The 13552-nt window shown below is 47.6% G+C and carries 8 protein-coding genes; 6 read left to right on the top strand and 2 right to left on the bottom strand.

Annotated features, from left to right (window positions below; translation table 11 throughout):
• The first annotated feature begins 11 nt into the window (after nt 1–11).
• The gene (locus CCC17_RS11055) at nt 12–1961 is read left to right on the top strand and encodes an NAD(+) synthase (protein WP_021651334.1); all 1950 of its coding nucleotides are present in this window, start codon (nt 12–14) and stop codon (nt 1959–1961) included.
• Between the two features lie 74 nt (nt 1962–2035).
• Here CCC17_RS11055 and CCC17_RS11050 read toward each other — a convergent pair whose 3' ends face one another.
• Nucleotides 2036–2473 (bottom strand): FMN-binding protein, encoded by a 438-nt coding sequence (locus CCC17_RS11050; protein ID WP_287083092.1) that lies wholly within the window; start codon nt 2471–2473, stop codon nt 2036–2038.
• Between the two features lie 167 nt (nt 2474–2640).
• Between CCC17_RS11050 and addB the strand changes: the two genes are divergently transcribed.
• Together addB and addA are read left to right on the top strand one after the other, a co-directional pair.
• Nucleotides 2641–6063: a helicase-exonuclease AddAB subunit AddB gene (addB, locus tag CCC17_RS11045; protein ID WP_330577317.1), complete on the top strand. Its 3423-nt coding sequence runs from the start codon at nt 2641–2643 to the stop codon at nt 6061–6063.
• Nucleotides 6044–9766, top strand: a complete 3723-nt coding sequence (gene addA / locus CCC17_RS11040; protein ID WP_287083090.1) for a helicase-exonuclease AddAB subunit AddA — start codon at nt 6044–6046, stop codon at nt 9764–9766. The genes addB and addA overlap by 20 nt, the downstream gene beginning before the upstream one ends.
• 52 nt (nt 9767–9818) lie before the next feature.
• On the opposite strand, the gene CCC17_RS11035 is transcribed toward addA, so the two are convergent.
• Nucleotides 9819–11279, bottom strand: coding sequence for an RsmF rRNA methyltransferase first C-terminal domain-containing protein (locus CCC17_RS11035; RefSeq protein WP_287083089.1), 1461 nt, complete (start codon nt 11277–11279; stop codon nt 9819–9821).
• A gap of 256 nt (nt 11280–11535) precedes the next feature.
• Here CCC17_RS11035 and CCC17_RS11030 point away from each other — a divergent pair, with 256 nt between their 5' ends.
• Genes CCC17_RS11030 through CCC17_RS11020 form a run of 3 tightly spaced genes read left to right on the top strand, consistent with a single transcriptional unit; the run spans nt 11536 to nt 13546 of the window.
• On the top strand, nt 11536–11853 hold the full coding sequence (locus CCC17_RS11030) for a PadR family transcriptional regulator (RefSeq protein WP_015527209.1): 318 nt from the start codon (nt 11536–11538) through the stop codon (nt 11851–11853).
• Nucleotides 11854–11855: 2 nt separating this feature from the next.
• On the top strand, nt 11856–12632 hold the full coding sequence (locus tag CCC17_RS11025; RefSeq protein ID WP_092068371.1) for a DUF1700 domain-containing protein: 777 nt from the start codon (nt 11856–11858) through the stop codon (nt 12630–12632).
• Nucleotides 12629–13546: a DUF4097 family beta strand repeat-containing protein gene (locus tag CCC17_RS11020; protein WP_287083088.1), complete on the top strand. Its 918-nt coding sequence runs from the start codon at nt 12629–12631 to the stop codon at nt 13544–13546. The genes CCC17_RS11025 and CCC17_RS11020 overlap by 4 nt, the downstream gene beginning before the upstream one ends.
• Nucleotides 13547–13552 lie beyond the last annotated feature (6 nt).

Raw genomic sequence — 13552 nt, 5'->3', positions numbered from 1 at the left:
AGGAAGAAAAAATGAAGCATGGTTTTATCAAGGTGGCAGCGGCAACGCCGAGAGTTACCGTTGCAGACTGCAAGGCAAACGGAGAGGAAATCCTGAAGGCCATTCATGAAATGGAAAAGGAACATGTCAAGCTGATGGTATTTCCGGAATTTTGTATCACAGGATATACCTGTCACGATCTTTTTCTCCAGAGATGTCTTCTGGACAGTGCGTGGGATGAGCTTCTGCATATTGCAGAGGAGACAAGGGAGACGGACGCCCTGATCTTTGTGGGACTCCCGCTGCGTCACAGAGGCAAGCTCTATAATGTGGCAGCAGCTCTGAATCATGGCCGTATCGTGGGATTTGTGCCGAAGACGCATATTCCGAATTATAATGAGTTTTATGAGCAGAGACAGTTTGCAGGTGCAGAGGAAGAAGATGTGGAATTTGTGGACTTCCTGAAGTGCGAGAAAAATGAGGAGGATGAGTTCTGGGATGAAATTCCTTTTGGAACAGAGCTGATCTTTGAATGTAAGGAATTTCCGGAATTCACCGTTGCAGCAGAGCTTTGTGAGGATCTCTGGGTCCCTGCGCCGCCAAGTATCCGTCATGCCGTCAACGGTGCGCATATCATCGTTAATCTTTCTGCCAGTGATGAGATGGTAGGTAAGGATTCCTACCGGAGAACTCTGATAAGCGGGCAGTCAGCACGACTGATCTGCGGATATATTTATGCCAGTGCAGGGGAAGGGGAGTCTACCCAGGATCTCGTGTTTGGCGGACAGAATATGATCGCAGAGAACGGTTCCATGCTTGCGGAAAGCAGACGCTTTGAGAACGGCATCATTTACAGTGAGATCGATGTGCAGAGACTGGCTGATGAGAGAAGAAGAATGTCCACGTATCCGGCAGTTTCTACCTGCAGTCATACAAGAGTTGATTTTTCCGTAGCAGAGGAGGAAACAAGACTTACCAGAAAATATCCACAGTATCCCTTCGTTCCGTCTGTGAAGGAAGAGCGTGATGAGCGCTGCGAGGAGATCCTGAACATCCAGGCTATGGGACTTAAGAAACGTATGGAGCATATCCACAGCAGGAGTGCGGTAGTAGGACTTTCCGGAGGACTGGATTCTACCCTGGCGCTTCTTGTAATGGCACGTGCCTTTGACCGGATGGAAATGCCGAGAGAACAGATCCACTGTGTGACTATGCCATGCTTTGGAACCACAGACAGAACCTATCAGAATGCCTGCAAGTTAAGCCGTTGCCTTGGTGCAAGGCTTACCGAGGTAAATATCAAAGAGGCGGTAAATATCCATTTCCGGGATATCGGACATGATCCGGAGATCCACGATGTGACGTATGAGAACAGCCAGGCACGTGAGCGTACTCAGATTCTGATGGATACGGCAAACAAGGAAGGCGGTGTTCTTGTGGGAACCGGAGACCTTTCCGAGCTGGCTCTTGGCTGGGCAACCTATAATGGCGATCACATGTCCATGTATGGTGTAAATGCTTCTGTCCCGAAGACACTGGTACGTCATCTGGTACGTTATTATGCGGATACCTGCGGAGATGAGGAACTGAAGGAGGTTCTTCTGGATATCCTGGATACTCCGGTAAGCCCGGAGCTTCTTCCTCCTAAGGATGGCAAGATTGCCCAGAAGACGGAGGATCTGGTAGGACCTTATGAGCTTCATGATTTTTATCTGTATTACATGCTGCGTGCAGGATTTACACCGGATAAGATCTACAGGCTTGCCTGCCTGACCTTTGAGGGGATTTATGATAAAGAGACGATCCTGAAATGGCTGAAAACCTTCTATCGGAGATTTTTTGCCCAGCAGTTCAAGCGTTCCTGTCTGCCGGATGGCCCGAAGGTAGGTAGTGTGGCACTTTCTCCAAGAGGAGATCTCAGAATGCCAAGTGATGCAAGTGCAAGGATCTGGCAGGATGTGCTGGAGAAGATTGAAATCTGAATGTAGATCACAAAGAGGAATGTGAATGCTGTTACAGGATCAAATATATCTGATATGAGAAAAAAGCGGAGAGCTTAAGTGTTCTCCGCTTTTTTTACTGCATCCGTGATAGCTGAAAGGAGTACCTGGGAGGTATATTTCCGGTCTCCTGCATACTGAATGTCTTCCAGGGACTGACTGGAATAGATTTGACTTGCCAAAGAATCCAGAACCGGTTCCATAAGAGGATAGGAAGCTTTTGTGGCTTCATTTAAATTCACCAGACGGATGGCCTTGATCCTGTCAGCATTTACAGTAACTTCCACATCGAAGGTATTCTCGTTCAGGGTGATGGAAGAGGTATAGACGCCCGGCTTGTAGCGGGATTTTTCGCTGGCTGTATGACTGGAATTTTTTCCGGGACCGAACATGAAGAAAAGAACGACAGCCAGAACAACAGCGAGAGCCAGAAAGACAGCTGTGTAAATGATCTCTTTCATATGTAGGACGATGATCCTGGTTTTGGAACTCATGGCGCACGCCTCCCAAAGCTTTTTATATAGTTTATTATCGGGATGGAGGATTTATGCCACAGCTGTGCGCAGGTCATTCGATACTGTGCCTGGAAAAATAAGGAAAAGAGCAGGCAGATATTTCAGAATATAGAGAACGACCGTTCTATAGGAGTAGAATTTGTGGTATGATAGGAATACTTCAGGCGCAGGATGGCGCCGGAATGACTGAAAATCTGCAAGTGATCGGGAGGATGAAGATGTCATTACAGTTTATCATAGGAAGTTCCGGAAGCGGAAAATCCTGTTATGCTTATCAGAATATCATAGAACAGGCAGGGCTGCATCCTGAGAAGCTTTTTTATGTGATCGTGCCGGAGCAGTTTACCATGCAGACCCAGAAGACACTGGTGGAGATGAGTCCGGGCAGGGGAATCCTGAATATTGATATCCTGAGCTTTGAGCGTCTTGCATACCGTGTTCTGGAGGAAGTTGGAGGAGACAGCCGCATCCTTCTGGAAGAAACCGGTAAGAGTATGGTGCTGCAGAAGATGGTACAGCAGCATGGAAAGAAGCTTTCCTATCTGGGAGGTCAGATGCGTAAAGCGGGATACCTGGATGAAGTGAAGTCTATTCTGTCGGAGTTTATGCAGTACGATATCCGGGACAGTGAGATCCAGGAGATGATCGAGGATTCCGGTGACAGAGCGTTACTTCAGATGAAGCTGAAAGACGTAGCTGTTCTTTACCAGGCATTTACCGGATATCTGAAGGATCATTATATGACAGGAGAAGAAGTAATGGATGCGCTGGAAAAAGCTCTTCCGTTTTCTGAAAAAATGAAAAACAGTGTACTCCTTCTGGATGGTTACACCGGTTTTACGCCTATTCAGATGCGTGTTGTGGGAGAACTTCTTGCTGTCTGTGAGAAGGTGATGGTAACGGTGACCATGGATGCGGATGAGAATCTGAGCATGAGAGGAAAACCTTATCAGCTTTTTTATATGAGCCGTCAGATGATCCACGGGCTTTCGGAGCTGACCAGGGAGATCGAGACACCGGTTCTTTTGAAGGATGTGGGAAAATCCCGTTTTTCCCAGGCACCTGCCCTTCATTTCCTTGAAAAAAATATCTTCCGTTACCGAAAAAATATATATAAAAAAGCGCAGGATGAGATCTGCATGTTTTCGGCAGTGAACCCGCAGAAGGAGATGGAAGAAGCTGCCCGCCGGATCGCCAGACTTGTAAGGGAAAAGGGCTGCCGTTACGGTGAGATCGCCGTGATCACAGGTAACCTGGAGGAGTATGGAAATCTTGCAAAGCAGGTATTTACAGCAGCAGGGATCCCGTATTTCATTGATGAGAAGCACACGGTCCTGATGAATCCGTTTGTAGAATATTTCCGGGCAGCACTTGAGATGGCAGTGCAGGATTTTTCCTATGAGAGTGTATTCCGGTATCTCCGGTGCGGAATGTCCTGTGTGACCAGGGAGGAAGCAGACCTTCTGGAGAATTATGTGCTGGCTCTTGGTATCCGTGGATTTAAGAAATGGGATGAAGTGTGGGTGCGTATTTACCGGGGAATGCCGCCGGAAAGCATTCAGAGGCTTAATGAGATCCGGCAGCGGTTCGCAGATGAGACCAGAGAGCTTGCGCTAAGCTTTAAAGGTGGGAAAAAGACGGTGCGGGAATACTGTACTTTTCTCTACGAGTTTGCAGTGCGGAGCCAGGTACAGCAGAAACTGAAGCATCAGGAACTGAAATTCAAGGAACAGGGCGACAAGGCCATGGAAAAGGAATATGCCCAGATCTACGGAATTGTTATGGAACTTCTGGATAATATGGTGGAGATTCTTGGAGAGGAAACCGTGAACCGCCAGGATTTCCGTCAGCTTCTGGAAACAGGACTGAACCAGGCCAAGGTGGCTCTGATCCCGCCAAGTATGGACCAGGTACTTGTGGGAGATATGGAGAGAACCAGGCTGAAGGATATCCGTGCACTGTTTTTTGTGGGAGTAAATGAAGGAAATATTCCGAAGAATACATCCGGTGGAGGAATGCTTACGGAGATTGACAGAGAATTTTTTAAAGATCAGGGGATCCAGCTTGCACCGGGGCCAAAGGAACTGATGAACATGCAGCGATTTTATCTGTATCTGAACATGACCAAGCCAAGAGAACTGCTCTGTCTGTCCTTCTGTCAGTCCGACAGCCAGGGAAAAGCCCTGAGTCCGGCCTTTCTTGTCAGTAATATCCGGGAGATGTTTCCGGAAATGGAGATCCGGCAGTGCGGAGATATGCAGGAACCTATGGAATTACTGGAGCTTCCGGGAATCAGCCTGGATTATTTCCTGAGAGGGCTTGCAGGAGAAGCTTACCAGGATAATGCGGTCTTCCAGGAACTGTACAGCTGGTATCTTCAGAGCCCGGAATACCGGATCCTTGTAAAAAAACTTACAGAGGCATCTTTTTCAGAACGACCGTCAGACAAGATCGGAAAAACAGTGGCAAAGATCCTCTATGGAGAAATTTCCCCGTACAGTGCTACCCGGCTGGAGCGTTTTGCGGCCTGTGCATTTGCACATTTTCTGCAGTATGGCCTGAAGGTTACAGAACGTGCAGAGTATGAGTTCCGGGCTATGGATATGGGAAATGTCATGCATATGGCACTGGAAAAATTTGCAGCGGAAGTCCGAAAAGAGGGACTGGACTGGGCAGAGCTTACGGAGGAAGAGCGAAACCGTATCATAGACAGCTGTCTGGATCAGGTTTCCGCAGATTACGGAAATACGATCCTTAAAAGCAGTGCGAGAAATGAATATATGATCGAACGGACCAGACGTATTTTGCGGCGTACCGTGTGGGCTTTGCAGGAACAGCTGAAGCATGGAGCATTCCGGCCGGAAGGATTTGAGGTGAGGTTTCAGGGCGGAAGGATCGACCGTGTGGATATCATGGAAGAGCCGGAGAACAACCGGGTCTATGTGAAGGTGATCGATTATAAAACCGGAAATACTTCGTTTGATCTGCTGGCGTTGTATCATGGCCTTCAGCTTCAGCTGATGGTCTATCTGGATGGAGCATTACAGGTGGAAAAAAGGAAGTATCCGGATCGCGAGATCGTTCCGGCCGGTGTGTTTTATTATAATGTGAAGGATCCTATGATACAGGAGAAGATCCATGCGGATATGGAAAGCATCAATGAGCAGATGCTGAAGAAAATGAAAATGAATGGGCTTGTACAGGCAGATGATAATATGAGTACCAAAATCGACAGCACTATGGCCTCCATACCGGTATCCCTGAACCGGGACGGAAGCTTCAGCAAAAGATCTTCTGTTGCCTCAAGGAAGCAGTTTGATGCTCTGGGAGCGTATGTGCGGAGAAAGATCTGTGACATCAGGGAATCAATCCTGGATGGAAATGCGGCAGTGGAACCCTATGAACTTGGAAAAAAGAATGCCTGCACATATTGTCCGTATTTTACTGTGTGCGGCTTCGACAGGAAGATACCGGGATATGAGTTTCACAGGCTGTCGTCCATAGAAGAAGATGTACTGTGGAAAAAGATCATGAAGGGAGAGGAAGAGAATGGCAGTGAAATGGACTGAGGAGCAGAAAAAGGTCATCACGCTCCGGGATCGGAATATTCTGGTCAGCGCAGCAGCCGGTTCCGGTAAAACTGCAGTGCTGGTGCAGAGGATCTTAAGTAAGATCATGGATCCTTTGAAACCGGTGGACATTGACCGTCTTCTGATCATGACATTTACAAGGGCGGCAGCGGGAGAGATGCGGGAACGTATCGAACGTGGACTGGATCAGGCACTGGCTGAAGATCCGGATAATGAGCATCTGCAGAGACAGATGATGTTGATCCATACGGCACAGATCACTACCATTGACGGCTTTTGCGCCTATGTGATCCGAAATTATTTTCATCTGATCGGACTGGATCCGGGTTACCGGACTGCAGATGAGGGTGAACTGAAGCTTTTGCAGGAAGATGTGCTGAAGGAGCTTTTTGAGGATCATTATGCAGAAAGAAAGGCAGATTTTACTGCATTTGTGGAATGCTATGCGCCAGGAAAAACGGATGAAGGACTGAAGGAACATGTGCTGGAGCTTTATAATGCTGCGATGAGTAATCCATGGCCCGAAAAATGGCTGGACAGCTGTGTGGAGAATTATCATCTGGATCCGGAAAAAGGTCTTGAGGGAACGCGATGGTTCCGATATCTGTGGGAGGCTGCAGACTGCGCACTGAAAGAAGCGGAAGAGCTTACAGAAACCGCAATGAAGACCTGTCAGCTCCAGGATGGACCGGAGCTTTATCTGGAGGCTCTGGAAAAAGATATGATACTGATCCGGCAGTTAAAACAACTGTCCGTTAAAAGGGATTATGATGAGATAGCGCAAAATCTCCGGAATCTGAAGTTTGCAAGACTTTCCTCAAAAAAAATGGAGGGAGTATCGGAGCAGCTGAAAAATCTGGTAAAAGCTCTTCGCGAAGATGCAAAAGATAATCTGAAGGAACTGGGAATCCGATATTTTTACGGAAATCTGGCTGAGCTGACGGAACTGACAGAAGCATCTGCACCACCGCTGGAGATGCTGGTAAAGCTGACAAAGGATTTTGCAGAACGTTTCCAGGCAAAGAAGCGTGAAAAAAATGTTCTGGATTTTTCAGATATGGAACATTTTGCCCTGGACATCCTTCTGAAAAAGGAAGGAGAAACCTATGTGCCCAGCCAGGCGGCAAGAGAGCTTTCTGAAAAATATGATGAGGTCCTGCTGGATGAGTATCAGGACAGTAATCTGGTCCAGGAGATCTTGATGCAGACAGTTTCCGGCTGGGTCAATGAACGCAAAAATATCTTTATGGTAGGAGATGTAAAGCAGAGCATCTACCGTTTTCGTCTGGCCCGTCCGGAACTGTTCATGGAAAAATATAAGAGCTATTCACTGGAAGACAGTTCGGAACAGCGGATCGACCTGCACAAAAATTTCCGAAGCAGACCGGAAGTCCTTGAAAGTGTCAACTTTATTTTCCGGCAGATCATGGGGGAAGATCTGGGAGGAATTGCTTACGACGAGGCGGCAGCTCTGTATCCCGGAGCTTCTTTTCCGGAAGGCCAGGATCCGGAATTTGTAAAAACAGAGATCCTTCTTGTGGATAAATACAGTCCGCTGCTGGAAGAGGAGGATGAAGAAGTAACGGAGAATGAGAGAGAGCTGGAGGCCCTTGCCATTGCAGGAAGGATCCAATCTATGGTAGGGCATGAACGGGTGCTGGATAAGGAAACGGGAGAGTATCGACCTCTTCAATATGGAGATATCGTGATCCTGCTCCGATCTGCTTCAGGCTGGGCTGAAACCTTCGGGGAGGTTTTGAGTGCAAGAGGGATACCGGTATATACGGCCTCCAGAACCGGATATTTTTCTGCAACAGAGGTTGTGACACTGCTGAATTATCTCCGGATCCTGGATAATCCGCTGCAGGATATTCCCATGACCGGCGTACTGCGTTCACCGATCGTTGGATGTACCACAGAAGAGCTGGCTGAGCTTCGGATCGCATATCCGGAAGGAATGATCTATGAATGTGTGTGCAGGTTTGTGGAGGACTACAGAAAGCATGGAAGCTCTGAGGAAAACAAAAAAATCCTCGGAGAGAAGCTGTCCTGTTTTATGGACACCATGAATACACTTCGTGATAAGGCGGCTTACACGCCGGTCCATCAGCTGATCCTGGAGGTACTTGCACGTACCGGATATGGAGACCATGCAAAGGCAATGCCAAATGGTGAACAGAGGAATGCAAACCTGAACATGCTTGTGGAAAAGGCAATGGAATATGAGAAGACAAGCTATCGAGGCCTTTTTAATTTTGTAAGATATATCCAGAAGCTTCAGCAGTATCAGGTGGATTACGGGGAGGTAAATCTTTCCGGAACCGGGGAAAGTGCAGTACAGATCATGACGATCCATAAGAGCAAGGGACTGGAGTTTCCGGTAGTGTTTGCAGCAGGAATGGGAAAACGCTTTAATTTCCGGGATATGAACGCAAGTATCCTGATCCATCCGGAGTTGGGGATCGGTGCGGATGCGATCCTGCCGGAGAAGAGGATCATCGCTCCATCCCTTTGCAGGCAGATCATACGGAGAGCGCTTCTGATGGAAAGTCTCGGTGAAGAGCTGAGAGTACTTTATGTAGCGCTTACACGTGCAAAGGAAAAACTGATCCTCAGTGGAACCATTGGAGCTCTGCATCCGGAATTGGGAGAATTGTCCGCATTAAGGGACAGTGAGGAACCATTGCTTTCTCTGGGCAGGAGGCTTGGCGGGAAGACTTACTGGGATTATGTGCTTCCGGCACTGGCAAGACATCGCTGCATGGCACCATTATTTCATGAATATGGCATCTTTATGAATACCGCAAATCCTCTGTACAAAGATCCGGCAGAATTCAAAGTTACACGGGTCACAGCACGGGAACTGACAGAAAGCGAGGTTATGGAACAGGCAGAGCGGGAAATGAAGAAGGAAACACTGGAGAACTGGAATCCGGGCAGAGTTTTTGACAGTGAGATCCGGGAGGAGATCCAGAGACGTTTTTCCTTTGTATATCCCTATCACTATCTGGAAGATCTTCCTGTGAAGGTGAGTGTATCAGAACTGAAAAAGCGAAGCTACCACAGTGAGCAGGATCTGGAAGAAACGGTGGATTATGAGACGGAAGAAGAGATCCAGCCGCTGGTTCCCCGATTTATCGAGGAGAAGAAAGAGGAAGGGTATACAGGGGCACTTCGTGGAACGGCTTATCATCGTGTAATGGAATGCCTGGACTATCAGAAGACAGCAAGCAGGGATGAGATCCGCAGACAGCTGAGAGAATGGGTTGACGCCAGGAAGATGGAAAGAAAAGAGGCTGAGTCGGTTCGGGTAAAGGATATCTGGAATTTTGTGGAAACACCTCTCGGACAGCGGATGAAAGCAGCTTCAGAGAAGAGACTTCTGTTCCGGGAGCAGCCTTTTGTGATCGCAAGAAAAGCTTCGGAGCTCGATCCGCAGTGGCAGTGTGAGGAAAATGTTCTGGTACAGGGAATTATTGATGCGTATTTTATAGAGGATGAAGAAATCGTTCTGGTGGATTATAAAACGGACTTTGTGAGACGTGGAGAAGAACAGAAGCTGATCGACCGTTATCATGTACAGCTGGAGGATTACGCCCAGGCGCTGGAACGGATGACAGGCCGGAAGGTGAAGGAACGGTATATTTATTCGTTTACTCTTGGAGAAGCGTTCAGTCTCTGATCTGAAAATGAAATGATATGTTAATGTGGGCAGATATCCTGCGGCGGAGAGATTACACTCTCCAGCCAGCAGGATATTTGTTTTTCAGGATCCCGTTTACAAGCTTTCCGAAGCCGAGAGGATAACCGTCCACACAGAGAAGGTGCCAGCCTTTTTTGTGAGCGGCCTCTTCCGGCTCGATCATAAGAGTTTCGCCTTTCAGATAACGGGTAAGCCGCTCGTCGGAAACCGGCAGGGAGATAACTGCTTCCACATCTCCTTTGTGAAGCGCCAGCGCCAGAGGCTGAGACGGCTCAAAACGGTTTTTCTTCAGATCACCCAGGTAGAGGCCGTTTCGAAGAAAGGAGATTCCGCGGAGATCCAGAGGGAAGGGCAGCTGATAGTATACTTTATCTTTGCGGACTTCCACACGGTTCCAGTCAAATTCCTGACCGCCAATGGTTTTCAGGCCGATCTCAGAGAAAAATTCCTCCAGCCATTTCCGGGTATTTTTGTCCGGTCCTTTTGCGGAAAGGCGGAAAACAGGTGGAAGAGAGTCACCTTTTTTGCGGAACAGGGCGAGAAAATGACCTTCGCCATCCATTTTGTGTGGAAAGATTCGGACGCATTTTTGAAGTTCTTCCGGATTAAATGCATTTAAGCTTAACGCGATTTCGGAATCGGAAGTGTCTGCTGTGCCGGCATATTCCGGGCGGCCGCTGGAGAAGCCTTCATATCCTGGCATTTCCATAAGTTCCATATCCGGGCGTTGTCTGAGAAGATAGGCTACCACTTCTTCGTCTTCACATGGGGAAAAAGTGCAGGTGGAATAAAGCAGCATTCCGCCCGGACGGAGCATATCGGCAGCTTTTAAGACCAGGTCTTTCTGGATATCAGAAAGCTCAGCAGATTTTTCCGGTGTCCAGTCGCGGGCAAGGGCTTCCTCTTTTCGGAACATGCCTTCCCCGGAGCATGGAGCGTCCAGAAGGATCTTATTGAAGAAAGCAGGAAAACGCTGGGCAAGTTTGGCGGGCTTTTCGTCGGTGACGAGCATATTTTTCATGCCAAAAAGCTCCAGATTCCTAAGAAGGGCTCTGGCTCTGGAAGTACTGATATCGTTGGCAAGGAGAAATCCGGTGTCATTTAAGGCTGCACCCAGGGCAGTGGCTTTTCCTCCGGGAGCTGCACAGAGATCCAGGACAAAATCTCCAGGTTCGATAGGAAGCCTGGAAGCTGGTGTCATGGCACTTGGTTCCTGGAGATAATAAAGGCCCGCCTGGTAGTAAGGACATCGTGCAGGGCGGCTTTCCTCCTCGTAGAAGTATCCGGTATTGATCCACGGGATCGGCCGGATAGGGAAAGGGGAAAGCGCCTGAAAATCCTGGCAGGAGAGCTTGGCGGTGTTTACACGTAGACCGTAGGTGCGGGGATTTTTGTAGCTTTTCAGGAAAGCATCATAATCATCTCCCAGCATTTCTTTCATACGCTCCAGAAAAGGAAGCGGTAATGTCTGTATTTTATCTGAATCTGTCATAATTTCCTCCATAATATAAACTTGACTCTCTCGGATATTGTGTGAAAAGAGTGGTTTCCGAAAAATATTATAAAGTATAGAGGGATTTTTCTAAATACTATTGACAAAACTATATTATACGATATATAGTATTATTCACAGAACAATATTACATGACTTATCATGTGAGCGTTGGATCGTGAAGTGATCGCGTTCATCAGCATGTAGTAAGACGGAATGTGAATGTCCGTTTTACAGGTCATAGAGAGGTGAGCAGATGGTATTTAATACAGGAGCAGCCCTCCTGGATGCGATCGTTCTGGCTGTTATTTCCAGAGAGAAGGACGGTACCTACGGGTACAAGATCACCCAGGATGTGCGAAGTGTTCTGGAGGTTTCAGAATCTACGCTGTATCCGGTCCTTCGCAGGCTTCAGAAGGATGAATGTCTGGAAGCCTACAATATGGAATATGCAGGCAGAAACCGGAAATATTATAAGCTGACAGATAAGGGCGCAGCGCAGCTGAATCTTTACAGAAGTGAATGGGAGATCTATTCATCCAAGATCACCAGGATGTTTGAGGAGGGAGTTTGATTATGAACAGAAAGCAGTTTATGGAACAGCTTGAACGGCTGCTTTCCGATATTTCAGAGGCAGAGAGACAGGAAGCACTGGAATATTATGAAGGATATTTTGATGATGCAGGTCCTGAGAATGAAGGAGAAGTGATCCGGGAACTGGGAAATCCGGGGAAGGTTGCTGCGATCATTAAGGCAGATCTTCAGGAGAACAGTGAAGATTACGGGGAATACACAGAGAACGGATATCAGGATACCCGTGTGAAAGAGAACGGGGAAATGCCGGACCATTATACAGAAGTAACCGTATACGGAAATGGACAGGGAGAGGCCCATCGTGATACGGGAAATACAGAAAATTTCGAAGACCGCAGGAAAAGACGTGCCCAGCGCGGCTATCACGCAGAGAAAAAGCAGAATAAGGCAGGAATCATTCTTGCGCTGATCGTTCTTGTTTTTGCGGCTCCTCTGATAAAAGGATTATTTGGCGGAGTACTGGGGATTTTGGTGACACTGGCATTGCTGCCTTTTCTGCTGACATTTTTTGCAGGAGCGGGATCGATCATCCTTGTGATCGGTGCAGCTGCGTGCATTGTTGTTGGGATTGCCATGACGGTGTCTCTTCCGCCGGCCGGGATTTTGACTATCGGTATCGGATGCCTGATGATGGCATTTGGACTTTTGTTACTGTTACTGACGGTGTGGTTTACAGGTAAGATATTGCCTGCGATCCTGCGGAAATTTACGGGATTCTGCAGCAATCTCCTGAATGGAAGAAAGGCGGAAAAAGTATGAAACGTTTTCTGAAGGTAATTCTGATCCTTGCAGCAGTATTCGGTGTAGCAGGCCTGGGACTTACTGCCGGCGGAGCTGCTATGGGAGCGACTATGGGAGATGTGAGTGTTCTGGATCATGGAATCACGCAGGTGCTTCGTGTTCTGGATCATGAAGACAGCTGGGAAGTGGAAGATTCCGAGGAAGATATGGATGAGCAGGAGGACGATTTTCAGGCAGCTGCAGAGAGCGCGGTAACTGAGAAGGGCGTTCTGGCAGACAGTGCAGACAGTTCCGCATATACGAAAGTATATGAGGCCTCGGCTGTGTCAGACCTTTTCTGTGATCTGAGATACGAAGAACTGGTTTTGAAAACATGGAATGAGGATAAAGTTCAGGTGAAAGTTTCAGGGAAGGATCACAATCGCATTCAGATCAGCAATGACAACGGTAGTCTGAGAATTGCAAGCAATCAAAAAGTGAGAAACCGTTCCATAGAAATTTTTTGCCCGGAAAACTTAAGCTTTCAGAAGATAAAACTTCAGATGGGAGCCGGAACCATCGAACTGGATGGTGATTTTAAAGCGGAGCAGATGGAAGTAAATGTGGGGGCCGGAACCATTGAAAATTCCGGCAGCCTGGATATAAAGGAAGCAGATTTTACAGTCGGAGTGGGAACTGCTGACATCAGTGAACTTCAGGTGGAGAATTTAAAAGGAAGCTGTGGTATGGGAGATATGGAGCTTACACTTACAGGAAAAGCTGCTGAGTATAATTATGAGCTGAAATGTGGTCTTGGAAATCTGGAGGTGGATGATTCTCTGGAAACATCCATTACTTCCGGAAATAAACAGATCACAAATGAAGGTGCCACGAAAAATATAAAACTGGATTGCGGAATGGGAAACGTTCAGGTTGAATTTGAAGAAGACTAAAGGAGG

It is taken from the genome of Blautia sp. LMAG:36 (assembly GCF_008680535.1).
Lineage (GTDB): Bacteria > Bacillota > Clostridia > Lachnospirales > Lachnospiraceae > Blautia_A > Blautia_A fusiformis.
This window is presented reverse-complemented; position numbering and strand designations above follow the sequence as displayed.